This window comes from Arthrobacter mobilis (genome assembly GCF_012395835.1).
Taxonomy (GTDB): Bacteria; Actinomycetota; Actinomycetes; order Actinomycetales; family Micrococcaceae; genus Crystallibacter; species Crystallibacter mobilis.
In genome coordinates this window covers 200302-223535 of the sequence record NZ_JAAZSQ010000004.1, presented here as the reverse complement: position 1 = coordinate 223535, position 23234 = coordinate 200302, and the positions used below count along the sequence as shown (strand labels likewise).

Annotated in this window: 19 protein-coding genes and 1 pseudogene; 5 read left to right on the top strand and 15 right to left on the bottom strand. The window is 69.0% G+C overall.

Annotated features, from left to right (window positions below):
- The first annotated feature begins 197 nt into the window (after positions 1-197).
- On the top strand, positions 198-1103 hold the full coding sequence (locus HGG74_RS07055; protein ID WP_168485642.1) for a LysR family transcriptional regulator: 906 nt from the start codon (positions 198-200) through the stop codon (positions 1101-1103).
- Here the strand turns inward: HGG74_RS07055 and HGG74_RS07050 are convergent.
- From HGG74_RS07050 to HGG74_RS07040, 3 genes are read right to left on the bottom strand one after another with little or no spacing between them, the layout of a single operon-like run.
- Entirely contained in the window at positions 1100-1906 is an 807-nt protein-coding gene (locus HGG74_RS07050) for a carbon-nitrogen hydrolase family protein (protein WP_205761528.1), read from the bottom strand. The two genes, HGG74_RS07055 and HGG74_RS07050, sit on opposite strands and share 4 nt — an antisense overlap.
- 19 nt (positions 1907-1925) lie before the next feature.
- A complete protein-coding gene (locus tag HGG74_RS07045; protein ID WP_168485640.1) occupies positions 1926-3269 on the bottom strand; it encodes an APC family permease in 1344 nt (447 codons plus the stop codon).
- Between the two features lie 9 nt (positions 3270-3278).
- The gene (locus tag HGG74_RS07040; RefSeq protein WP_168485639.1) at positions 3279-4157 is read right to left on the bottom strand and encodes a carbon-nitrogen hydrolase family protein; all 879 of its coding nucleotides are present in this window, start codon (positions 4155-4157) and stop codon (positions 3279-3281) included.
- A gap of 96 nt (positions 4158-4253) precedes the next feature.
- Here HGG74_RS07040 and HGG74_RS07035 point away from each other — a divergent pair, with 96 nt between their 5' ends.
- A complete protein-coding gene (locus HGG74_RS07035) occupies positions 4254-4991 on the top strand; it encodes a FadR/GntR family transcriptional regulator (protein ID WP_168485638.1) in 738 nt (245 codons plus the stop codon).
- Between the two features lie 179 nt (positions 4992-5170).
- Here HGG74_RS07035 and HGG74_RS07030 read toward each other — a convergent pair whose 3' ends face one another.
- Positions 5171-6754, bottom strand: coding sequence for a chitinase (locus tag HGG74_RS07030; protein ID WP_168485637.1), 1584 nt, complete (start codon positions 6752-6754; stop codon positions 5171-5173).
- A 617-nt stretch (positions 6755-7371) separates the two neighbouring features.
- Here HGG74_RS07030 and HGG74_RS07025 point away from each other — a divergent pair.
- A complete protein-coding gene (locus HGG74_RS07025) occupies positions 7372-9405 on the top strand; it encodes a glycosyltransferase family 2 protein (protein WP_246262724.1) in 2034 nt (677 codons plus the stop codon).
- 30 nt (positions 9406-9435) lie between these two features.
- Here HGG74_RS07025 and HGG74_RS07020 read toward each other — a convergent pair whose 3' ends face one another.
- From HGG74_RS07020 to HGG74_RS21440, 5 genes and pseudogenes are all read right to left on the bottom strand, one after another.
- On the bottom strand, positions 9436-11184 hold the full coding sequence (locus HGG74_RS07020; RefSeq protein WP_168485635.1) for an acetyl/propionyl/methylcrotonyl-CoA carboxylase subunit alpha: 1749 nt from the start codon (positions 11182-11184) through the stop codon (positions 9436-9438).
- Positions 11185-11214: 30 nt separating this feature from the next.
- The gene (locus HGG74_RS07015; RefSeq protein ID WP_168485634.1) at positions 11215-12783 is read right to left on the bottom strand and encodes a 5-oxoprolinase subunit B/C family protein; all 1569 of its coding nucleotides are present in this window, start codon (positions 12781-12783) and stop codon (positions 11215-11217) included.
- A 2-nt stretch (positions 12784-12785) separates the two neighbouring features.
- Positions 12786-13544, bottom strand: a complete 759-nt coding sequence (locus tag HGG74_RS07010) for a LamB/YcsF family protein (protein WP_168485633.1) — start codon at positions 13542-13544, stop codon at positions 12786-12788.
- A gap of 11 nt (positions 13545-13555) precedes the next feature.
- Positions 13556-14317 carry an amino acid ABC transporter ATP-binding protein gene (locus HGG74_RS21445; protein WP_446680203.1) on the bottom strand — a complete coding sequence of 254 codons (762 nt, stop codon included), beginning with the start codon at positions 14315-14317 and terminating at the stop codon, positions 13556-13558.
- A gap of 120 nt (positions 14318-14437) precedes the next feature.
- Positions 14438-15946: pseudogene (locus HGG74_RS21440) on the bottom strand (ABC transporter permease subunit); the annotation flags it as partial.
- 180 nt (positions 15947-16126) lie between these two features.
- Between HGG74_RS21440 and HGG74_RS07000 the strand changes: the two are divergent.
- Together HGG74_RS07000 and HGG74_RS06995 are read left to right on the top strand one after the other, a co-directional pair.
- The gene (locus HGG74_RS07000; protein WP_168485632.1) at positions 16127-16810 is read left to right on the top strand and encodes a GntR family transcriptional regulator; all 684 of its coding nucleotides are present in this window, start codon (positions 16127-16129) and stop codon (positions 16808-16810) included.
- A 19-nt stretch (positions 16811-16829) separates the two neighbouring features.
- Positions 16830-17684, top strand: coding sequence for an urea carboxylase-associated family protein (locus tag HGG74_RS06995; protein WP_168485631.1), 855 nt, complete (start codon positions 16830-16832; stop codon positions 17682-17684).
- Positions 17685-17736: 52 nt separating this feature from the next.
- Here the strand turns inward: HGG74_RS06995 and HGG74_RS06990 are convergent, their stop codons facing one another.
- The 6 genes from HGG74_RS06990 to HGG74_RS06965 all read right to left on the bottom strand — a co-directional run bounded on the left by HGG74_RS06990 (position 17737) and on the right by HGG74_RS06965 (position 23195).
- Positions 17737-18105, bottom strand: coding sequence for a DUF1622 domain-containing protein (locus HGG74_RS06990; protein WP_168485630.1), 369 nt, complete (start codon positions 18103-18105; stop codon positions 17737-17739).
- A gap of 21 nt (positions 18106-18126) precedes the next feature.
- Positions 18127-18609, bottom strand: coding sequence for a hypothetical protein (locus HGG74_RS06985; protein ID WP_168485629.1), 483 nt, complete (start codon positions 18607-18609; stop codon positions 18127-18129).
- 5 nt (positions 18610-18614) lie between these two features.
- Positions 18615-19598: an aldose 1-epimerase family protein gene (locus HGG74_RS06980; RefSeq protein ID WP_168485628.1), complete on the bottom strand. Its 984-nt coding sequence runs from the start codon at positions 19596-19598 to the stop codon at positions 18615-18617.
- Entirely contained in the window at positions 19599-20639 is a 1041-nt protein-coding gene (locus HGG74_RS06975; RefSeq protein WP_168485627.1) for a glucose 1-dehydrogenase, read from the bottom strand.
- Between the two features lie 159 nt (positions 20640-20798).
- Positions 20799-22124 (bottom strand): MFS transporter, encoded by a 1326-nt coding sequence (locus HGG74_RS06970; RefSeq protein ID WP_312856771.1) that lies wholly within the window; start codon positions 22122-22124, stop codon positions 20799-20801.
- A gap of 45 nt (positions 22125-22169) precedes the next feature.
- The gene (locus tag HGG74_RS06965; protein ID WP_168485626.1) at positions 22170-23195 is read right to left on the bottom strand and encodes an MBL fold metallo-hydrolase; all 1026 of its coding nucleotides are present in this window, start codon (positions 23193-23195) and stop codon (positions 22170-22172) included.
- Positions 23196-23234: the final 39 nt, after the last annotated feature.

The following is a 23234-nucleotide window of genomic DNA, read 5'->3' as shown; positions in this document are numbered from 1 at the left end:
GTCACCGTCACACCGGTCACCACCACCTGGCCGGCATGGGGGCTGTCCCCGGTCTGGGGCAGGGCGGTTTCCGTGGCGGGCATGGCGGATCCTTTCTCGGGGCGGCCCGGTGCGGCCGCCGGTCCTTCCACGCTAGGCACCCCTATTGATTCATGTCCAAGCTAAGATATGCACGAAATCATGCAAGGAGTGAATCGATGTTTTCGCTGATCCAGCTGGAGTCCTTCGTCGCCGTCGCCGAGGAGCTCCACTTCGGGGCGGCAGCAGCCCGGCTGAACATGACCCAGCCGCCCCTGAGCCGCCAGATCCAGCTGCTCGAGCGCGAACTGGGCGCGCTGCTCTTTGAGCGCAGCAGCCGAAAGGTGGAGCTCACCGCCGCCGGCCGCACCCTGCTGCCGAGCGCCCGCCGGATCCTGGACCTGTGCACCAAGACCGAGCTTGATGTCCGCCGGGTATCCACGGGCGACGCCGGCTCCATCACCATCGGCTACACCGCCATCGCCGGCCAAAGCGGGCTGCCGGGCATTCTCCGGCTGGCCAGCAGCCACCTGCCGGGAGTCTCCCTGGTGCTGCGCGAAGCCGTCTCGACCGACCAGCTGGACGGGTTGTCCCGGGGCAGCATGGACATCGGCCTGCTGCGGCCGATCGTGGCCCGGCCGGGTGTGGTCTCCCGCCCGCTGATGGAGGACCGGCTGGTCGCGGCGCTGCCGGAGGGGCACGACCTGGCCACCGGCAAGGGCGTCATGCTCAAGGAACTGGACGGGCTGCCGCTGATGATGTACTCGACCGCCGAGGCCAGGTATTTCCACGACCTGGTCATGCGGCTCTACGACAGCGCCGGGGCGCACCCGAACATCACCCAGTTCGCCAGCCAGGTGCCTGCCCTGCTGGCCTTCGTGGCGGCAGGCCTGGGGATAACGCTCGTGCCGGCGTCGGCGATGGCGTTTTCCCCGCCCGGTGTCGTTTTCGAGGAGCTGGTGGGCCCGGCCGGGCTGGCCGACCTCAACCACGCCGACCTGCACATCGCCTGGAACGAGTCCAACACCAACCCGGCCGTGGCCCGGCTGCTGGACCTCATCCTCGCCGGGGACGCCGGCGGCTAGAGCTGGCCGGGCAGGCTGCCGCCGTGCGGGTGGAGCCTCCGCTGCCGGAACATCGGGAACTGCCGGCGTACCGCCGCCACCGTATCCGCGGACACCTCCACGGTCGCCACAGCCGAGTCCGTCCCCAGCTCCGCGTGCGGGACGCCCATCGGGTCCACCAGCACGCTGTGCCCCACGGAGATCGGCGGGGCCTGGCACACCCCCGCCACGTACATGCCGTTCTCGATGGCCCGGGCTGCGGTCAGCGAGAGCCACTGCCGGACCTTGTGCTCGCCCGGCACCCAGGAGGAGCAGGCCAGCAGCACTTCGGCCCCGGCGTCGGACAGGCCCCGGGCCAGCTCGGGGAAGCGCAGGTCGTAGCAGGTCATCAGTCCGAAGGTCAGGCCGCCGAAGTCGAACACCACCGGCTCCGCCGACGGCGCGGGCTTGATGAACCGGGATTCGCTGAAGCCCTGGGCGTCGAACAGGTGGATCTTGCGGTAGGCCGCCAGCAGTCCGCCGTCGGGCCCGAAGGCCGCCAGCGTGTTGTACGCGCGGTCCGGCTCCCCGGAGGCCTCCACCACCCCGGCCACCAGGGCGACTCCGTGGCGTTGGGCAATACCGGCCAGCGCAATGCACACCGGCCCGTCCAGTGGCTCGGCCACCGCAGCGAAGGAAGCGTCCACCACCTTCTTTTCATAGCTGGCGTACTCCGGGAAGGCCACCAGCCGGGCCCCCTCCGCCGCCGCCGCGGCGGCGAACCGGTCCATGGCCGCCAGGTTGGCAGCAATATCCGTCCCGGATTCCAGCTGCCCCAGCCCCATCCGCACGTGCAGCTCCCTGTTAGACCGTGGCCTTCTCGGTGGCGGCCATCTCCGGCGGCGCCACCTTGAAGCCGCGGGTGATCGCGGCCAGCACCACGACGCCGAGCACCAGCCAGGACACTCCCAGCGTAATCGCGTTGGCATCCAGCCGGGAAAGCAGGTAGGCGCACACCAGCGCCCCGATTACCGGCACGGCCACATAGCTGACCGGGTTCAGCCGGTTGCCCGCACGGCGCTCACGCACGAAGTGGAAGATCACCGAGAGGTTCACCAGTGTGAAGGCCGTAAATGCGCCGAAGTTGATGAACGAGGTGGAGGTGGCCACATCGAGGAAGAGCGCGATCAGGCCCACCGCCCCGGTGATCGCCAGGTTCACCACCGGGGTGTGGAACTTCGGGTTCAGCCGGCCGAAGACCGGCTTCGGCAGCACCGCGTCCCGGCCCATCGCGTACAGCAGCCGGGAGGCGCTGGCCTGAGCGGCCAGGCCGGAGGCGAACTGCGCCACCACCAGGCCGGCCAGGAACACGGCGCCGAAGAGCTGCCCGCCGATCTGCAGGGCGATGGCGCTGGCGGCCGAGGCGGAGTCCTCGAACACCCCGCCCGGGTGCACCAGCTGCGTCACGTAGGAGACCACAATGAAGATGCCGCCGCCGATCAGGGCGATCAGCATGATAGCCCGCGGCATGTTCCTGCGCGGCTCGATGGTCTCCTCGGTCAGGGTGGTGACGGCGTCGAAGCCAAGGAAGGAGTAGGCGGCGATCGCGGCGCCGGCAGTGATCGTGGCGAAGCTGGACGTGTCGTTGAAGAACGGCTGGCTGCTGGCCAGGCCGGCGGCGCCGGAGGCGGAGACCACATGGCCGATGGAGAGCGCCACGAAGAACACGATCACCAGCAGCTGGAACGCCATCAGGAGGTAGTTGGCCTTGTCCGCGACCTTGATGCCCAGGATGTTCAGGCCCGTGGTGACCAGGATGAAGCCCAGGATCCAGGCCCCGATGGGCACGGACGGGAACTGGGCGGACAGGTAGGAGCCGCCGATCAGCCAGATCACCATGGGCAGGAACAGGTAGTCCAGCAGGATCGCCCAGCCGACCAGGAAGCCCGCGCGCGGATCGATCGAGCGGCGCACGTAGGTGTAGGCGGAACCGGCCACGGGGTAGGCAATGGCCATGCGGCCGTAGCTGTGCGCCGTGAAGAGCATCGCCACCAGGGCAACCAGGTAGGCGGACGGGGAGGCACCGCCGGTGGCCTCGGCGATCACACCGAAGATCCCCAGGACGATCAGCGGGGTCAGGTAGGCCAGGCCGAACAGGACCAGCGAAGGCAGCTTCAGCGTGCGGGTGAGGGTGGTTTGGGTTGTCACCGGTGTTCCTTAGAAGGTGGGGGAGTGCGGGGTCCAGGCGGCCGGGTCGATCCGGCCCTGGTAGACGGGCAGTTCAATGGGCGGCTCGCCTGGGTGGAACTGTGACCACGGGCGGTTGACGTTTTCGGTGCCGTGCGTGCGGACGCGTTCGACGGCGGACAGGTCCAGGTCCGCGGCCAGCAGCACCGGGGCGTCGTCCCCGGCTTCGGCGAGGGTGTTGCCCTCCGGGTCGACGATCAGGCTGCGGCCCCGCCCGGTGGGGCCGGCACAGTTCACGCTGACCATGAACACCTGGTTCACGATCGCGTTGGCCTGGGCCAGCACCAGTTCCTGCTTCCGGTCATCGGTGGTGGTCTTGACGACGTTGAGGATGACCTCCGCGCCCATCCAGGCCAGCTGGCGGGAGACCTCCGGGAACCAGGCGTCGTAGCAGATGTTCAGCCCCACCCGGCCGATCCCGGCCAGGTCCACCGTGGCGAAGCGGTCCCCGGGATCGTACGGTTCGTGCGGGCGCCACGGGAAGATCTTGCGGTAGTAGCCGGCCAGCTCTCCGTCCGGGGACAGCACCAGCTGGGTGTTGAACAACTGGCCCTCGGGCCCGCGCTCGCACACGCTGCCGGGCACCAGCCAGATGCCCAGATCCGCGGCCAGCTCCCGCAGCCCCTTGACCCGCGGGCCGTCCAGCGGCTCGGCGGCGTCCTGCAGGGCCTCGGTGCGCTGCCGGTCCGGATCGCCGTCGCCGAACAGGTGCAGTTCCGGGAAGACCACCAGCCGGGTCTGCGGCTGGTGCTCGACGGCGGCGGCGACCTCGGCGGCAAAGGCCGCCAGGGGTTCGCCGATCAGCCGGGGCCGCGCCTGGGCGGCGATGAGGGGAAGGATGCGTGGCACGGGAAACTCTCCAGGATGGGTAGTGTGGCTCGTGCCATATTAGATCATAATGATCGAATTATGGAAGAGGGGGCCTGTGGCCCGTAAAGTGGCGGTATGACCACTGACGTTGCCGAGGGTGCGGGTGCCATAGGCGCCCCGGCACTGGCCGGCATCGACCGGCGCAGCGCGATCGACGCGGTGCGGATGCGCATCGGCATGGCCATTTCCCTGGGGCTGCTCAAGCCGGGGGAGCGGCTGCCGGACCAGCAGGAGGTTGCCCTTGGACTCTCGGTCAGCCCGATCACCGCGCGCCGGGCGTTGGCCAGCCTGGCCGAGCAGGGTGTGGTGGTGCGCCGGCGCGGACGCGGCGGAGGGACGTTCGTCGCCGATGAGCCGCCGCAGGCGGTGCTGCAGGAGCTGAGCGCGTCGCCGGCCGAGTCGCAGGCGGTCCACCGGCTGGTGGACCGCCGCCTGCTGTTCGAATGCGCGGTGACGCATTACGCTGCCGCCAACGCCAGCCCCGGGCAGTTGGCCGAGCTTGAGCGGCTGACCGGGGAGATGGCGGCCTCGACCAACTGGTCCGACTATCATCAGGCCGACGAACGCTTCCACCGGCTGGTCGCCGCGGCCTCCGGGCTGGGCACCGCGGTGGAAGCGTACAACGAGACGCTGGCCGAACTCTACGGTTACTTCATCCCGTATCCGATCGAGCTGCTGCACCGCTCCAACCGGGACCACATCGCGCTGGTGGCCGCGCTGCAGGCCGGCGATGTGGCCGCGGCCGTGGAGGTCTCCCGCCGGCACGTGGACATCCTGCACCGGACCATGTTCATGGGCCTGGCCGGCACGTGAATGCTCCGTTCCTCAAAGCAGGCAGACAAAGCGGCGGCGCAGGGTGCGGGCCGTGAAGGGCCGGCGGGGACGAAGGCGTCGGAAATCCGGGAATGGTCCACCGGCCAGGTTGCCCCCTGGCAGAAAAGGACCCGCCACCGCGCGCCGGGTCCTTTGCTGCCTATGGCGTTCTGTGGCCGTCAGGACCGGGGATCTGCAGGCGGTTCTGTGGAAGCGTCGCGGATGATCTCCCGCAGTTTGTCGTCACTGAGCTTCAGCCAGGGAGAGCCGTTCGACCCTGCCAGTGCTGCTTCGGGGCTGTCTCCCTTAGTCCACCACTTCGCCTCGAAGACACGGCCTTCGTACATTACCCGCGCAGCCTTGAGATAGGTGGCTTCACCATCCCATTCCGGGTAGGTGCCGGGCGGTGCCGTGAGCACGGGTGCCGGCGTTTCTCCGGGCAGGACAGGGCCGATCAAAGTCCACGGCGTCTCGGCGGCCTGGAGCACAGGGTTGTCAGGCAGGTCTCCCTGGGTCCACCATTTGGCTTCGTACACGTGTCCGTGCCAGACAACTTTGTCGCCCCCCAGGTAGGAATATTCTTCCGTCCACACCGGATAGGGGCTGGTAGCCGGGTCGTCCACGATAACAGCAGGTGTAGTTGCCGGCTCCGCGGACTCGACCGCATCAGCTGGCCCGTCGGCGCGGCCGGAGTAGCCGGCCCCAAGTACCTCTGCAAACGTTTCGGCACCTTGGTCAATACCACTGCATGAGTCGGAGACACGCTTCAGGTCAGGCCAGTTTTCGCCGCAGGTGCTGTCACGGTTCAACGACCACATGGAAATCCGGCCTACCCCGTTATCGTGGGCGAACCGGTTGAGCCCCCGTGCCGCTTCCAGATCGAAGACCTCTTCCGGCACATCGTTCTGGCCGATCATCGGGGTCAGGCCAATTTTCTTCCACAGGGTTTTGGTGCCCAGGTGCTGTCCGGCCTGATCGTAGAGGATTCCCAGCTGACGGTGCGTCGAATTCGCCGCGTCGATCGATGCGTCCAACATGGTCTGGTCCGGCATCCGGCTGCCGCCGTAGTCCATGGTCATGATGTTGACCCCGGCCAGGTCGACGCCGGCATCCAGCATGTGGGATACGGCGGCGGTTCCCTGTTCGGTAAGCCCGGTTGGCGCTACCGGCAACGTCAGCCAGACGCGCAGCGGATCCTGCGCCGATCGTTCCTGCTGGAGGGCTGCGATGGCCTCGGCCCGGCGTTTTCCGGCCTCGGTATTCCCGAGGTCGTCAGCCTCGATGTCGAGGTCGATCGTGCTGATCTGGTACCGGTCGATGACGCTTCCGTAAGCACGGACAAGCTGGGCGGTATCGGTACACGCGGTCGCCAGTTCATCGTTGAGCAGGCCGCCGAAGGAGACGATGATTTCGCCTCCGGTTTCCGCCAAGCGGGCGGCCCTGCGGTCGAGGTCGAGCTCGGTGTTGGCCTCTTCCAAGGTGTAATAGCCGCCCCAGGAAGGTCTGCAGGGATTGTCGGGATGAGCCACGATGAAGGACAGCACCACCGTCTCTGCAGCAGCCGAGGGCGGATCCTCAATCCGGTAGGCCGGTGTGGCCGTGACATCGACGTAGCCACCGAACCAGGAGGTTTGGGCGGCCGTCTGGGTATCGCGGAACCAGTTCCAGCCAACAAACGCCGACATTGCAAGACCGCCCAGGACAACGACAAGCAGCAGCGAGCGCGTGACGGAAAGCCTGCGCCCTTTGAAAGAGCTGAACATTTAATTTTCCCCCAACTGGCTGAATCCGGATAGGAGCCCGGTTCCGCGGCCAGTCTAACTACGGCGAATTTGGACGTGCCAGAGGCGCCGGAAGCTTTCTTCCCTGCAGGTGCCCTGCAACGGCGTTCCCCAAGGTTTCTGTAACTTTCGGCCTCCGGAGCGCTTTTAGACTCTGAGCGGGCTCACCGATGCCCAGGGGGCCTTTGACAGCCGGCACCGGACTAATCCACCGGTGTTGCCGCCTTGATGCGACAAGGCCATGAACCGTGGGGGATGACATGAGCAGTGCAATCGCGCCTGAGCGAAAACGGAAAGCATCGGCAGGTCAGGCACCACCTGGCCGCCAGAGCAGGCAGCAGGGCAGCACTGAACGGCGCCGCCGCCAATGGGGTGCTGAAAAAGACAGCCGGCCCCTGCCGATTGTCCATTCCCGGCCATCGGCACGGAAGATCGTGCTGGGCCGGCTGGCCATGATCAGCACCATCGGTTTCTGGCTTATCTACGTGGTCACCACCATCATGCGTGAGCTGGTGGACAATCCGACGGCGGGGTTCCGTTTCCGCTTCGAAGCGATCTCGTATCTGACGGTGGTCACCTTCCTGACGTTTTCCGCGCTGATGTACCTCTTGGCCCGGCAGGGAGCGATGTACCGCTTCAGGGACCATCGCAGGGTGCCCCGGGCCGAGATCGACCGCCACTTCACGGGACATGACGGCGGCATGACCGTGCTCATTCCGTCCTACGCCGAGGAGCCCAATGTGGTGCGGCAGACCCTGTGGAGTGCGGCGCTGCAGGAGTTTCCCGGCCTGAGGACAGTGCTGCTGATTGACGACAACCCCAATCCCTCCGACCCTGCGGTGCTGGCCAAGCTTCAGCAGACACGGGATTTGGCCCGCGAAATCAAGGACGAACTCGCCGAACCCGCACGCTGCTTCTCATCAGCCTTGGCAGACTTCGAGCGGCTGCTCGGCCGCGGAATGGTGGTGAACAGCCAGCACCTGCTCGGCCTGTCGCGGGATTATGCAGCTGCGGCCCTGTGGTTCGAAAACAAGGCCGCAGCGGAAAAACAGGAGGACCATGTTGACGACTTCTTCGTTTCCCAAGTGCTGCTGGGACAGGCACAGGAGCTGAGGCTGACGGAGCGCGCACTGGTGGACGCGGCCGAATCCGGAGCGCTGCTGGATGCCGAGAGGCTCACCCAGTTGTACCGGCGGCTCGTGTGGATCTTCACCGCGGACGTCGGTTTCTTCGAACGCAAGAAGTACGCCTCGCTGTCCCACGAGGCCAACAAGGCAATGAACCTGAACTCCTACATCTCCCTGATGGGCAGAAGGTGGCGCCGGGAGGAGACGTCCGAAGGACTGGTCCTGACGCCGGCAAAGGCCGGGGACGGCGCCGCGGTCTACTTCCCGGACAGCAAGTACCTGCTGACTTTGGACGCGGACTCCTTGTTGCTGCGGGACTACTGCCTCAGACTGGTCTACTTCCTCGAAGAACCAGGTAATGAACGGGTAGCGGTGACGCAGACACCCTATTCGTCCTACCGCGGTGCGCCGACCCGCATCGAGCGGATCGCGGCGGCCAGTACCGATCTCCAGCACATCCTGCACCAAGGCAAGACGTATTTCGGCGCCACATTCTGGGTCGGGGCCAACGCCGTGATCCGCAAGGAAGCTCTGGAAGACATCGTCGAGGTCGAGAACGTTGGCGGCTATGAGATCCGTACCTACATTCAGGACCGCACGGTTATTGAAGATACGGAGTCCAGCGTCGACCTCGGTGCCCAGGGCTGGATGCTGGTCAATTATCCCGAACGCCTCAGCTACAGCGCTACACCGCCGGACTTCGGATCCTTGATCGTGCAGCGGCGGCGTTGGGCCAACGGCGGGCTGCTCATTGCACCCAAGCTGCTGGCGCAATTGCGTGACCGCAAGAACCGAACCCGGCCGGTGCTGTTCCGGGAACTCATGCTCCGGCTCAATTACATGGCGTCGATTGCCTGGGGGTCCTTCGGCCTGATCTTCCTGCTGGCCTACCCCTACGACGGCCGCCTGCTGAGCCCTGCGGTCTTCCTGGCTGCCGTGCCGTACTTCCTCGCGATGGGCAGCGACCTTCGCGAATGCGGCTACCGCTTCACCGATATCTTCCGGATCTACGGGTTCAACCTTGTCCTGCTGCCCGTGAACCTGGCAGGCGTGCTTAAGTCGGTTCAACAGGCACTGACCGGAGAAAAGATTCCGTTTGCCCGCACTCCGAAGATCCGCAACAGGACAGCTGCCCCAGTTATCTACGTCATCATTCCGTACCTTATCGTCGCCTTCTCCATCCTCACGGCGTACCGGGATGCTATGGCCGGGAACTGGGGGAACGTGGCCTTCGCCACTATTAATGCCGTCCTGGCTGCATGGGCCATCAAGGCCTACATAGGGATCAAGAACTCGCTGGTGGATGTTTCCATCGGCGTGGTCGAATGGTTGTTCGTACCGAAGAAGTCCAAGTCCGCCAGCCAAAACCCCGCAGGGGACCAGACGCAGGAACCGGCCGCCGGGGACTGGCACGAGGTTATCTACTTCGGTGACGCCCGCATCACCGCAGCAGCACACGAGGGACGCCACCGCAGGCGGCGGGCAAGCAGCCTCAGCCGCGGCTGATCCCCTGGGTGCGGCAGCACCGCCAGCCGGTCAGGCTTCGATCAGCGCCAGCACGGTCCCCGCGTCCACCGCGGTCCCGGTACCGGCCAGGTGCCCGCCCAACACTCCGGCGCGGTGGGCCGTGACCGTGGTTTCCATTTTCATCGCCTCCAGCACCACCACCGGATCACCGGGCTCGACCGGCTGGCCCGGCTCCACCAGCCACTTGACCAGGGACCCTGCCATGGTGGCGACGAGCGCGCCGGGTTCGGCGGACTGCTCCGCGCCGTCGTCCCCACCCGCCCCGGCCGCGGAAGCCGGGGACCCGGCGGCCAGCGAGTCCAGCAGGTCCGCCGGCAGGCCGACGGCCAGGCGGCGGCCGTCCACCTCGACGGTGATGGTGCGGCGCGCTGCCGCGGGTGCCTCCGTGGAGAACTCCGGGCTGGCCGCCAGGGTGTGGGCGAACTCGGCCTCGATCCATCCCGTGTATACGCCAAGGTCCGTGGTGCCGGCGAAGGCCGGAGCGTTGACGACGGCGCGGTGGAACGGCAGCACGGTGGCAACGCCGGTGATCTCGAATTCGGCCAGCGCGCGGCGGGCGCGGCGCAGGGCCTGCTGCCGGTCGGCCCCGGTGACGACGAGCTTGGCCAGCAGGGAATCGAACTGTCCAGGGACCAGGCCGCCGGCCCGGGCCCCGGTATCCACCCGCACGCCGGGGCCGGTGGGCACGGCAAAACTGCCGATGGTGCCGGGGGAGGGCAGGAATCCCCGCCCCGGGTCCTCGGCATTGATCCGGAATTCGAAGGAGTGTCCGCGCGGCGCGGGATCCTCGGCCCAGGCGAGCGGTTCGCCCGCGGCGATGGCCAGCTGGGCCTGCACCAGGTCGATGCCGGAGGTCTCCTCCGTGATCGGATGCTCCACCTGCAGGCGGGTGTTGACCTCCAGGAAGGAGACGGTCCCGTCCGCGGCGACCAGGTATTCCACCGTGCCGGCACCGGTGTAGCCGGCCTTGCGGCAGATGGCCTTCGCCGAGCTGTAGATCCGCTCGCGCTGCTCCTCGCCCAGGAACGGGGCCGGTGCTTCCTCGACGAGCTTCTGGTGGCGGCGCTGCAGCGAACAGTCCCGGGTGCCTGCCACGATGACATGGCCGTAGGCGTCGGCGAGGATCTGCGCCTCCACGTGCCGGGGACGGTCCAGGAAGCGTTCCACGAAGCATTCGTCCCGGCCGAAGGCCGCCCTGGACTCGCGCACCGCCGAATCGAAGGCCTCCTCGATCTCGTCCAGCTCCCGGACCACCTTCAGCCCCCGCCCGCCGCCGCCAAACGCGGCCTTGATGGCCACCGGCAGCCCGTGCCGCTGGGCAAAGTCCCGGATCTCGGCGGCGGAGGCCACCGGCCCGTCGCTGCCGGCCACCAGCGGGGCCCCGGCCGCGACGGCGACCTCTCGGGCGGTGACCTTGTTGCCCAGCAGCCGGATGGCTTCGGGGGACGGTCCCACCCAGGTCAGTCCCGCATCGAGGACGGCCTGGGCGAAATCGGCGTTCTCGGACAGGAAGCCGTAGCCGGGATGGACCGCGTCCGCGCCGGAGCGCTGCGCGATGTCCAGCAGCTTGCCGGCGTTGAGGTAGGTCTCGGCCGGGGTGTTCCCACCCAGGGCATAGGCTTCCCCGGCGGCGGCCACATGCGGGGCATCGGCGTCGATGTCGGCGTACACGGCTACGGATTCGAGCCCGGCGTCGTCGCAGCCGCGCGCTATCCGGACGGCGATCTCGCCGCGGTTGGCAATCAGGACTTTCTGCATGGTTCCTTAGGTTTCGTCGTCTTCCGCCGGCTAGAGCGGAACGGGTGCGGCTTCGGGGGCAGGGACAAAGCGAATCCGTGCGCCGGGGCCCAGCTGGGCCGCCTTGTCCAGGTCGGCGGCGAGCACCACGCCGGCCACCGGGTAGCCGCCGGTCACCGGGTGGTCCGCGAGGAAGAGGATGGGCAGGCCCGAGGGCGGAACCTGGATGGCACCGCTGACCGTGCCCTCGCTGTCCAGCTCCCCGGCCCGGGCGCGCTCCAACGGGGTTCCGTCCAGCCGCAGGCCGATCCGGTTGGACTGCGGCGTGACGGTCCACAGCTGCTGCCCCAATCCGGCGAGGGACTGCGCGGTGAACCAGTCGGCGCGCGGTCCCGGGACGAACCGCAGTTCGGTCACCTCGGCGGGTTCCGCGGCCGGCGGCTCGGGGAAGCCGACGACGCTGCCGGGTGGGGCGGCGGCCACCGGCAGCATGGTTCCGCGGGCCACCGGGGCCGGCCCGGTCCCGGACAAGGTGTCGGTGGCGCGGGCGGCCAGCACCGCCGGCACGTCGAGTCCGCCGCGGATGGCCACGTAGCTGCGCAGGCCGGAGGCAGGCGTGCCGAGGGTGAGGGTTTCGCCGTCGAGCAGGGCGAAGGGGGCTTCGGCGGCGACCATACGCCCGCCGCCGTCGGGGCCGGTGATGGTCAGCGGCACCCGGGTGCCGCTGACGGCCACCACCTGGTCACCGGCTGCTTCCAGCACCAGCCCGCCCAGCACGGTCTCCAGTCCGGCAGCCCCGGCGGGGTTGCCGGCGAGCCGGTTGGCGCGCCGCAGCGCACCCCGGTCCAGCGCACCGGACACGGTGACGCCCAGGTCCGCGAACCCGGGCCTGCCCAGGTCCTGGACGGTCGTCTGCAGCCCGGGGGAGAGTACGACGACGCCGTGCCCGGGCTTCCCGGTGCCCGCCGCCGCGGGTGCGGGCCGGCTGATCTCCACCAGTTCGCGGACCGGACGGAACCGGACCCGGGCGCCGGGCCTGACCAGGGCAGGCTGTTCCCGGTGCGGATCCCACATCCGGGCGGTGGTCCGGCCGATCAGCTGCCAGCCGCCGGGCGACCGGCCGGGATAGACGGCGGAATAGGTGCCGGCCAGGGCCACCGAACCGGCGGGGATCGCGGTGCGCGGGGACGGCCGGCGGGGAACTTCCAGCCTGGTGTCTTCACCGGCCAGGTAGGCGAACCCGGGGGCGAAGCCGCCGAAGGCGGCGGTCCAGGTCTGTCCGGAATGTGCGGCGATGACGCCGTCGATGCTCAGTCCGGTCAGGTCCGCCACCGCGGCGAGGTCTTCGCCGTCGTACAGGGTGTCGACCACCACCAGGTCCGCCGCCGCCCCGGGGGCGGCGGCCAGGTCCGCGGCGCGGATCCGGGCGGCGATCTGCCGTGCCGCCGCCGGCGAGGAGGCGGTGACCAGCACCGTCCGGGCTGCTGCCACCACGTCGACCTGGCCATCGGCCGGGTCCGCGGTGAGCGTGGCCTGCAGGCTCAGTACCTCCTGCAGGCCCGGCAGGTCCACCAGCAGGGCGCGGTCCCCGGCCGGGCGGATGTGTACGGGAGCAGGCATGGCTACGCGAAGCTTTCGATCGTGACCCCGGCGCCGGTGAGCGCTTCCCGGACGGCGGCGGCCATGGTGACCGCGCCCGGGGTGTCCCCGTGCAGGCAGATGCTGCGCGCCCGGACGGTCACCAGGCTGCCGTCGATGGCCCGGATGGGTTCGCCGGCGGCGATGCGCAGGGCCTGCGCGGTGACCGCTTCGACGTCGTGCAGCACGGCGCCCGGCTGGGTCCGGGAAACGAGGCTGCCGTCCGGGTTGTACGCGCGGTCCGCGAAGGCCTCGGCCACCGTGCGCAGGCCGGCGGCCTCGGCGGCGCGCTGGATTTCCGACTCCGGCAGCACCAGCAGCGGCAGCCCCGGGTCCACCGCGGCCACGGCTTCGGCCACCGCCCGGGCCTGGACGGCATTCCGGGCGATGGTGTTGTACAGCGCCCCGTGCGGCTTGACGTAGCGCACCTGGGTCCCGGCGGCCCGGGCGAGCGCCTGCAGCGCGCCGAGCTGGTAGATGACCTCGTCGGTCAGCTCGGCCGGGTCGACGTCGATGAACCGCCGGCCGAAGCCGGCCAGGTCCCGGTAGCCGGGATGGGCCCCGACGGTGACGCCGGCCCGTGCCGCCGCCGCGCAGGTTTTCCGGCCGGTGCGCGGGTCTCCGGCGTGGAAGCCGCAGGCCACGTTGACGCTGGAGACCGAGGCGATGATTGCCTCGTCGTCGCCGAAGGACCAGTTCCCGAAGGACTCGCCGACGTCGCTGTTCAGGTCGATGGTTGCCATTGCATCCCCCGTCAGCTCGTGGCCATGACCCGGGACAGGAAGCGCCGGGTGCGCTCGTGCTGCGGATTGCCGAAGAGTTCGGCCGCGGGGCCTTCCTCCACGACCACGCCCTGGTCCATGAACACCACCCAGTCCGCGACTTCGCGGGCAAAGCGCATTTCATGGGTGACCACCACCATGGTCAGCCCCTCGGCCGCCAGCTCGGTCATGACCTGCAGCACCTCGTCCACCAGCTCCGGATCCAGCGCCGAGGTCGGCTCGTCGAACAGGATCGCGTCCGGGTTCATCGCCAGCGCCCGGGCGATGGCCACGCGCTGCTGCTGGCCGCCGGAGAGCTGGTGCGGGTACTTGTCCGCGTGCGCGGCCATCCCCACCTTGCGCAGCTGGACCAGGGCCCGCTCCTTGATCTCCGCGGCGCTGCCCTTGCCCAGGTGCGCCGGGGCGAAGGTGACGTTCTCCAGCACCGTCTTGTGCGGGAAGAGGTTGAACTGCTGGAAGACCATGCCGATGTTTTCGCGCGTCCTGGCCAGTTCCCGGTCCCCAACGGGCCTGCGGCCGCCGGCGGTGTGCCGGTAGCCCACAGGCCGGCCGCGGTAGAGCACCTCACCCGCATCGATGGACTCCATCGCGTTCAGGGTGCGGATCATGGTGGTCTTGCCCGAGCCGGAAGGCCCGATCACGGCCACGACTTCGCCGCGGTGGACCTTCAGGTCCACGCCCTTGAGCACCTCGGTCTCGCCGAAGGACTTGCGCTCGCCGGCGGCCTCAAGCACCACCTCGCCGGCATGCGGGGTGGCCGCCCGGGCGGCGGGCACCGGCACTTCGTCGGCCTGCTGCGCCAGATCGGCCTTGACCTTGGCCCGGAGCCCGCGGCGCTTGACGTCCAGGCGCCGCTCGAGGAACTTGAGGGCCTGGTCGAAGACCGTCACCAGCAGCACGTAGAAGAGGGCGACGGCGAGCAAGGTCTCAAGCACCTTGAAGTTCTGGGTGTAGAGCCGCTGTCCCACCAGCAGGATTTCGGTCAGCGAAATGGCCGAGACCAGCGAGGTGAGCTTGATGATGGTCACCAGCTCGTTGCCCAGCGCCGGCAGCGCCACCCGGAAGGCCTGCGGGATGACGATGTGCCGCTGCACGCCGCCCCAGGGGATGCCCAGCGCGCGGCCGGCTTCGCCCTGTCCGCCGGCCACGGCGGAGAGGCCGCCGCGGTGGATCTCCGAGATGTATGCGGTTTCGGAGAGCACCATGGCGATCAGCCCGGCCATGAAGGGCGATCCCACGATGGCCCGCAGCTCGGGGATGACCTGGGGTGCGTTGTAGACGAAGATCAGCAGCACCAGCAGCGGCAGCGAGCGGAAGAACCAGACATAGACGTCCAGGATCTTGCGGAGCCACGGCTGGCGGGATTCGCGGCCCAGCGCCACCGCCATGCCCAGCACCACCGAGATGCCCCAGGCCAGGGCGGAGAGCGCGATGACGGTGAGCGCGGCGTTCCAGAAGTCCTTGTGCCCGAAGAGGCCGAGCAGGTACCTCCAGTCGAAGCTGAAGCCGCCTTGGTCCGCACTGCCTTCGGAGCCGTCCGGGCTGCCCAGGGCCGCGGCAACCTGGTCGCTGCTGGGCTCGTTCAGGTTGTAGTCGCTGAGCAGCTGCTGGTAGGTGCCGCTGGCCTTCAGCGCGGCCACGCCGTCGCGCAGCTGCTGTGCCAGGGCCTCGTTGCCCTTGGCGACGGCCAGGCCCACGGGCACCGGGAAGAGCAGGTCCGTGCTGGTGATCGCCAGCTTGCCGTTGGAACTGTCGACGGCGGTCTTGGCCACCGCGGCATCGGTCACCTGGGCGTCAACCTGGCCGGCCAGCAGCGCTTGCGTGCCTTCGGAATCGGCGGTGAAGTCGCGCACGTCGATGGCCTGGCCGCCGGAGGCCTGGCATTGCTCGCTGGCGGCGCCGCGCAGCTGGCTGGCCACTTCGCCGCCCTTGATGACCGCCACCTTCAGGCCGCACAGTCCGGCGGCGTCGGCCACCGGTGCCGCGGAGGCGGGGATGACGATCGAGTTGCCGGTGGTGAAGTACGGGATGTAGTCGACTTCCTTGGCCCGCTCCGGGGTGATGTACAGCGCGGAGGCCACCACGTCGAAGTGTCCCGATTTGAGGCTGGTGATCAGCTGTTCGAACCGGGTGTCGACGAATTCGGGCTCCATCTTCATCTCGGCGGCCAGCGCCCGCATGAAGTCCGGGTCGAAGCCGGCCGGCTTCTCGCCCTGCATGTAGGCGTAGGGAGGATAGGTCAGGTCCGAGCCGATCCGCAGCGTGCCGTTGTCCGCCGGTGCGGCCTGGGCACTGCCCAGCGGGAGCGCCGCGGCGAGCAGCGCCGCCAGCAGGACGGCCGCGGCACGCCAGGCCCGGCGCATGAATGTGGTCGAAGTCATGCGGTGAATCTACAGATTGTTGAACAATCGTGTCAACGCCAACGGTGTGCGGAAATCCAATATTCACGCGACATGGCCTGTTTTTACACGGCGGAAACATTTCCTCGCGCAGTGAGCCCTCAGTAGTGGCGGAGGATTGTTCAACACTGCTAGGCTCTAGCCATGACACTCGACTTGGCTGCTGCGGGGCAGCCTGCGGTTCCTGCCGCCGAAGCAGTGCAGGCTCTGCTGCGGCAGCGGATCATGGAGGGCCTGCTGCTGCCGGGGGCGCGGCTGGTGGACCAGGCACTGGCCGAAGAGTTCGGCGTCTCCCGGAACACCGTGCGCGACGCGCTGCGGCTGTTGGCCGCGGACGGCCTGGTGGTCTCCGTGCGCAATGCCGGCAGTTCCGTCCGGACCCTGACCTCGGCCGACATCCACGACATCTACACGGCCCGGCGCCTGCTGGAAACCGGCGCCATTCTGCAAAGCGCCGGAGCCACCGACGCCATGCTCGAGGCGGTGGACCGCGCCGCCTCCGCCAGCGAGCAGCACGTGCTCTCGGGCGACTGGGGCAAGGTAGGTACGGCCAGCCTGGCCTTCCACCAGGCCGTGGTCCGGCTGGCCCGCTCGGCGCGCGTCGACGAGTTCTTCAACAACCTGGCCGCCCAGCTCCGGCTCGCGTTCGCCGTCATGCCGGATGAGAGCGCGTTCCAGGTCAGGTGGGTGGGGCGCGACCGGCAGATCGCCGACCTCATCCTCGCCGGGCGCCGCGACGAGGCGACAGCCCTGATGAACGACTACCTCAACGAATCGGAAACCCAGATCATCGACGGCGTGCGCGCAGCCGAGCGCGCCCGCCGCTGACCCAGCCCGAAAGGACACCATGAGCACCACCGCTTCACTCACCGACGCCGCCTACAAGGGCCCTGCCCTCGAGGTGGACCAGGAATTCTACGGAAACATTGCCCGTTCCACGGACTCGCGGGAACTGGTGGATTCCTTCGTCATCCCGATCCGCTCCGGCAAGGCCTGGAAGGTTCCGGCCGGACACGTGTGCCGGATCCTCACGGTGGACGGGCCGCAGGTGGGGGACCTGAACATCTGGAACTTCAACAACCCGCGCGAGCGTTTCTGGGCCGCGCGCACCCGCCAGTTGCAGGCAGCGCACGTGACCACCTTCGACCGGCTCTGGTCCAACCTGCCCTACCTGCGCCCGCTGGCCACCATCACCGCGGACACGCTGGAGAACTACGGCGTGGACGGCGAGGGCGGCCGGGTCCACGATACGCTGGGCACCCGCTGCGACCCCTATGTCAACCGGATGCTCACCGGCGAGGATTTCGACTACCACTGCCACTCCAACCTGACCCGCGCCGTGCTGCCTTACGGTCTGACCGAATTCGACGTGCACGACGTGCTCAATGTCTTCCAGTGCACGGGGCTGAACGAGAAGGACCAGTACTTCATGAAGTCCTGCCCGGCCAAGGTCGGCGACTTCTTTGAGCTCTTCGCCGAGCAGGACCTGCTGATGGCCCTGTCCACCTGCCCGGGCGGGGACCTGTCCCTGCCGATGTGGGGCGAGGGCGCGCATGACCCGGTCGAGGTGTGCCGTCCGATCGGGATCGAGGTTTACAAGGTCGACGCCGCCCTGCTGGAGGGCTGGACCTCCCCGGGCCTGCCCGAATATGCCGGAGCGCACGGACTGAAAGCGCCTGCCTGGGGCCAGGCACGCTCCTGAACCGGCGGGCGTGCCTGCTCCGGCAGCGCGCCCGCTGCAGCAGCCGGAGCCGCTACGTCCCCCCGTTTTCGCCGTGTTCCTTCTGCCAGGGCCAGCGGCCGGTGATTTCCAGCTCGAGGGAGAAGCTGAGGAAGGTCCGGATCAGCACGATCAGGGCCAGCACGCCCACGCCGGCGTAGGTCGGGGTCACGGCCACGGTGCGGATGATGTCGGCGGCGACCAGCAGCTCCAGGCCGAGCAGGATCGACCGGCCCAGCAGTTGGCGGTATGAGTGGTAGACAGTGGCCGGCCCGGCGGCCCGGGGCGGGGATTTCCGGCGCAGGGCCAGCGGGATGGAAACCAGGGCGCCGGCCACGATCACGGCCACGCCGGCCAGGTCGAGGTATTCACCGGCGGTCTCGATGAGCGGCCGGAATTCCATGTTCCCTCGTTTCGTTGCAGGTCATCGGGCGCCGCCCTTCCGCCGGCGCCGGACGGCGTGGATGGCGGCCACCGCGGCTGCTGCCGCGCCGGCGGCCGCGAGGCAGGACACCAGGGCTATCGCACCGAGGAAAACCGCCGCCGCCTTCCCCGGGGACGGTTCGACGGCCGGCAGCAGGGCCTGTCCGGTCCGGGCGCCCCCGCGGATACCGGGGCCGGGCTGCCTGGCCGGACGCCGTTCGGCCAGAACTTCGTCCGGCCCCGTACCGGCGGCCCCGAGCAGCCCGGTGGCCGCCCTGAAGGCTTCCAGATCGATGATGTAGGGCTTGCCGTACCACGCCTCCGCCGCCACGGCATCGAGCCAGGTACCGGGCTGCTCGGGCAACCCCAGCCGGCGGAATTCCTCCCGGAGCAGCTGCTTGATCTCCTCCATCGGCCTGCCCCTGGCCCGCCGGGCGACCCCGGCGATGGCCAGCTGGCGGTCGAGGTTGTGCCGGCTGTCCATGGCCGTCAAAGTGCAGGGAACGGATTGATTCCCCAGCTGGCGCTGTGCGTCTGGCCCGGTTCCAGGCTCACCAGCCCTTCCCCGGAATTGAACGCGTCCGGCGCGCACGTCATCGGCTCCACCCCCAGGCCGGTCCGCCGGCGCTCCGGCTGAGGCAAGGTGTCGCCTGTGAAGATCTCCAGGTAACGGTAGCCTTCGTCCGCCCAGAGTTCGACGCCGGCGGAGCGGTCCGGGCGGATGAGCCGGACGCGGGCGCGTCCGTCCGGATCCCGGGACAGATCGGTGTAGGCGACATCGATCTGCCGCGCGCCGAGTTCCTGCAGGCTGCGCAGGTCGTAGGGCGTGCCCTCCACCGGCTTCCGGCCCAGCGGGAGGCCCGCCTCGTCCACCGGCAGGTAGGTGTCTCCGGGGACCTGGGCGAGGTCGGCGTCAATGGCGGCGGCCCCGGTGCTCAGGTACGGGTGCGCACCGGTGCCATACGGGCAGGCCGTCGGGCTCCGGTTCGTCGCCGTCGTGCGGACGCTCAGGCCGCCGTCGTCCAGCAGATAGTCCAGCCGGCAGTCCAGCACCCACTCCCAGCCTTGGCAGGCATGCAGCGTATAGCTGAAGGACACGCGGTCTTCGGCGTGGCTGTCTGCCCGCCAGTTGGCCCAGCGGGTCAGCCCGTGGATGGCCCCGCCCTTGTCCGGCTCGCTCAGGTCCAGCTGCAGCTGCCGGCCGGCCCAGGTGTAGCTGCCCCGGCCGATGCGGTTGGGCCAGGGGATCAGCGGCTGTCCGCGCCCCCCGGTGCAGATCTCGCCGGCCCCGTAGCCGTCGATCAGCGGCCGGTCCCCGTGCCGGTACTCCCGGAGCGCGCCGCCCACTTCGGTGATGACCGCCAGTTGGTCCCCGTGCCGGATCCCGTACTGCCGGCCTGAGGGGAACACCTGCCCCTCGCCGCCGTCCTGCTGTGCGGAAGCCGGACCGGTTGCTGCCTGCGGATCTGCCATTTAGAACTCCAGGACTACTTTGACGTCGTCGGGCCGGTCCGCGAAGGCGTCGGCGTAGCCGGCCAGCGGCACGCGGCGGGAGATCAGCCGGCGCAGCCAGGCCTCGTCGGCCTCGGCGAGCGCCCGGGCAGCGGCATCATAGTGGCGGCGGTTGGCATTGACCGTCCCGAAGACCACCTCGTTGCGCAGTACGGCCCGCCGGTTCAGGGCCCCGACGTCGACCTCGGTTTCCTCGCCCGCGGCGGAGACCCCGGTCAGGCAGGTGATCGAATCCGGCGCCCGGCAGGTGAGCACGTCCAGCACCACCGGGGTCACCCCGGTGCATTCGACCAGGACGTCCGCCGTGATGCCGGACTCGGGCAGCGGCTCCGCGTGGTATTCGGCGCCGAGGTCCCGGACCAGGCCGGGCTTCGGGCCGTCCGTGGCGAGGTCGAAGACATGGACCTCGAGGCCGCGCTGCACCCCCAGCAGGGCCGCGAGCAGGCCGATGGGGCCGGCGCCGGTGACGACGGCGGTCTTCGGGTCGAAGAAGGCCCGCTGCCCGATCCGCCCGATCTGTTCCCAGGCTTTGGCCACGATGGTGGTCGGTTCCAGCAGCACCCCGACGTCCGCCAGGTCGTCGTCGAGCCGGACCAGGGCTTCCGGGTCCCCGCGCCAGCGCTGGCGGGCGAAGCCGTGCAGCCCCTTGATGCCGTGCTCGGTGTATTGGTTGTTCCGGCACATGTCCCATTCCCCGGCCGCGCACGCCTTGCAGGGGACCGGATCGGGCCGGCGCACGATGCCCACCACCAGGTCGCCTTCGGCCAGCCCCGATTCCGCGGGCGCTTCGCGGACCCGGCCGAGGTTTTCGTGCCCCAGCACCAGGAAGTCCTGGCCCGGCGGGGCCTGTCCGTACTGGGCGTCCACAATCTCCAGATCGGTTCCGCACAACCCCACCGCCAGGGTCTCGACCAGGACGCTGCCCTCGCGGGCCTCAGGTTCGGGGATATCGCGCAGCCGGAGCGAATCCTTGGTGCCCGGGGTAACGGTCAGCGCCTGCATCATCGCTCCTCATGAGGTGGACGGCTCTTCCGGCCAGTCTGGCCCAGTCCTTGCGCAGGTTCAAGGACCGGGCCGGTCCCGGAGACCCTGCACGGCACAGCGCAACCCCCGGTCCGCTGCGGCGTTCCGGGGGTTGCGGGACAAGCGCGGCTGGTCCAGCTAGTCCAGCTTGACCTTGGTGCCCTCGGGCGTGAACCGGACGGCGATGGTGCCGGCCAGGATCACGGCCATCCAGAAGGCGCCGACCAGCCAGAAGGTCCCGCCTCCGGCGATCATCAGCCCGGTGACGATCATCGGCGTGAAGCCTGCACCCAGCAGGGACGCGCCCTGGTAGGACAGCGATGCGCCGGTGTAGCGGACGTGGGTGGGGAACTGCTCGGCAATGTAGGCCCCGATCGGGCCGAACAGCGCGCCCTGGACGATGCCGTTGCCCACCACGATCGCGATCGCAAAGCCCCACAGGGTGCCGTTGGTCAGCAGCATCAGCAGCGGGTAGGCCAGCACGATGCCGCCGATGCCGGCAATGGTCAGCATGGTGCGCCGGCCGATGCGGTCGCTCAGGCGGGCGGTGTAGAAGCAGACGATGAGGGTCAGGACGGCCCCGGCGGCCTTCCAGTTCAGCACGCCCTCGCGGTCCACGCCGTTCTCCACGGCAACGGAGACGCCCCAGACGGTCAGGATGCCCTGGCAGCAGTAGAAGCTCATGGTCGCGATCAGGGTGATGATCACGGCCCGCGGGTGGTTGCGCAGCACATCCAGCAGCGGCAGCTTGCGCTTTTCGCTGGCACGGGCGAGCTTCCGGAACATCGGGGTCTCGGCGACCTTGAGCCGGATGACCATGCCGACGACGATCAGCAGCGCGCTGAACAGGAACGGGATGCGCCAGCCCCAGTCGAGGAAGTGGCTGCCCGAGGCTGCCGAGACTCCCGAGACCACCAGTGTGGCCAGCACCGCGCCGGCCGGGCCGCCGGCGTTGGCAAACGAGGCGGCGAAGCCGCGCTTCTGCTGCGGCGCGGACTCCAGCGCCATCAGGGCGGCACCGCCCCACTCGCCGCCGACGGCGATGCCCTGGATGATGCGCAGCAGCACCAGCATGACCGGGGCGATGATGCCCACCTGGGCGGTGACCGGCAGCACGCCGATCAAGGTGGTGGCTCCGCCCATCAGGAGCATGGAGAGCACCAGCATCTTCTTGCGCCCGATCCGGTCCCCGTAGTGGCCGAAGAGGATGCCGCCCAGCGGCCGGGCCACGTACCCGGTGGCCAGGGTGGCGAAGGAGGCGAACAACGCGAAGCCGGGGCCGAGGTCGGCGAAGAAAACCTTGTTGAAGACAATGCTGGCGGCCGTGGCGTACAGGATGAAGTCGTAGTACTCGATGGCGCTGCCGATGAAGCTGGAGGACAGGATCCGGCGCATGTCCTTCGTGTTCAGCGACCCGCCGGCCACGGGCTGCTGCCGGTGTGGGGCAGTGGAGGTGTCGGTCACGGTTACTCCTTGAATCGGGGCAAAGCTTTTTAGTGGCAGGACTTCTTAGCGGTGGGGCTTCAGCTCGATCACGTCGAGGTCGTCGGGGAGGTGGAAGATGCCGTCGTAGTGCGCCGCAGCCTGCCTCCAGACGGCCTCGTCCGCGGTGGCGGGCACGAGGTGGTGCAGGGCCAGCTGCTTCGCGCCGGCCTCCTGGGCGAGCTTCGCGGCGTCGCTGACGCTGGTGTGGGACTTGTAATGGTGGTCCCGCGCCGCGCGGGAACCGTCATCGGTCTTGTCCCCGTACACGGATTCCACGAAGTCGAAGTCGATGGCCTCGTGCAGCAGCAGGTCCGTGTCCGCGGCCAGCGTGACCATGTTCGGCGTGTAGGTGGTGTCCCCGGAGAAGGTCACCGAGCCCCCGGCGGTCTCGAAGCGGAAGCCGAAGGCCGGGGCAACCGGGGGGTGTTCGACCAGGATGGCGCTGACCTTGACCAGGTCGTCCTCATAGACCGGGAACGGGTCCATGGCCGGGGTCGGGTTGTCGTTGGGGTGGTAGCCGGTGCCGGCCGGGATTTCGATGTCCGAAGCCTCGAACAGCTCGAACGGGGAGGGGCGCAGGCTGTCGATGATCCGGTCGTTCAGGTCCGTGGCGTGGGCGAACATGAGCTGCTCGAACATCTCCCGGGTGCCCGGGGTCGGCCGGTGCGGTGCCAGCGGCTGCGGCGCCGCGGTGGCGCGCGGCGACGCCTTGGGCAGCATGCCGCGGTTGCCCGGACCGATGATCTTCACCGGGTCGCCGGTGCGGCCGAGCAGCTCGTAGAGGCCGAAAATGGCCAGGCTGGCCAGGTCCACGGTGTGGTCCGAATGCAGGTGGGTGATGAAGATGCCGCGCAGGTCCGCCAGCTTCAGGCCGGCCTGGCTGAGCCGCCGGCCGACGCCGTGGCCGCAGTCCACCAGGTAGAAGGACGTGCCGACGACGACGGCGGTGGCGATGCCGGTGCGCCGGCAGCCGCCCGGGGCGGCCCACCACTTCGGGCCGCCGGCGGTGCCCAAGGTGACGACGCGGGGAGCGAGGTCGGAACTGACCACAGGGATTCCTCCTGGAAGTTTTCGTGCTTGTTTCCATTG

Excerpts from the sequence above, each read along its gene's own strand:
- HGG74_RS07025 (WP_246262724.1), top strand. The coding sequence starts at position 7,372 with ATGTACCTCTTGGCCCGGCAGGGAGCGATGTACCGCTTCAGGGACCAT.
- HGG74_RS07050 (WP_205761528.1), bottom strand. The coding sequence starts at position 1,906 with ATGGGGCTGGGGCAGCTGGAATCCGGGACGGATATTGCTGCCAACCTG.
- HGG74_RS07030 (WP_168485637.1), bottom strand. The coding sequence starts at position 6,754 with ATGTTCAGCTCTTTCAAAGGGCGCAGGCTTTCCGTCACGCGCTCGCTG.
- HGG74_RS07015 (WP_168485634.1), bottom strand. The coding sequence starts at position 12,783 with ATGCCTGCTCCCGTACACATCCGCCCGGCCGGGGACCGCGCCCTGCTG.
- HGG74_RS07055 (WP_168485642.1), top strand. The coding sequence starts at position 198 with ATGTTTTCGCTGATCCAGCTGGAGTCCTTCGTCGCCGTCGCCGAGGAG.
- HGG74_RS07035 (WP_168485638.1), top strand. The coding sequence starts at position 4,254 with ATGACCACTGACGTTGCCGAGGGTGCGGGTGCCATAGGCGCCCCGGCA.
- HGG74_RS07020 (WP_168485635.1), bottom strand. The coding sequence starts at position 11,184 with ATGCAGAAAGTCCTGATTGCCAACCGCGGCGAGATCGCCGTCCGGATA.
- HGG74_RS06980 (WP_168485628.1), bottom strand. The coding sequence starts at position 19,598 with ATGGCAGATCCGCAGGCAGCAACCGGTCCGGCTTCCGCACAGCAGGAC.
- HGG74_RS07000 (WP_168485632.1), top strand. The coding sequence starts at position 16,127 with ATGACACTCGACTTGGCTGCTGCGGGGCAGCCTGCGGTTCCTGCCGCC.
- HGG74_RS06985 (WP_168485629.1), bottom strand. The coding sequence starts at position 18,609 with ATGGACAGCCGGCACAACCTCGACCGCCAGCTGGCCATCGCCGGGGTC.
- HGG74_RS07010 (WP_168485633.1), bottom strand. The coding sequence starts at position 13,544 with ATGGCAACCATCGACCTGAACAGCGACGTCGGCGAGTCCTTCGGGAAC.
- HGG74_RS06995 (WP_168485631.1), top strand. The coding sequence starts at position 16,830 with ATGAGCACCACCGCTTCACTCACCGACGCCGCCTACAAGGGCCCTGCC.
- HGG74_RS06975 (WP_168485627.1), bottom strand. The coding sequence starts at position 20,639 with ATGCAGGCGCTGACCGTTACCCCGGGCACCAAGGATTCGCTCCGGCTG.
- HGG74_RS06990 (WP_168485630.1), bottom strand. The coding sequence starts at position 18,105 with ATGGAATTCCGGCCGCTCATCGAGACCGCCGGTGAATACCTCGACCTG.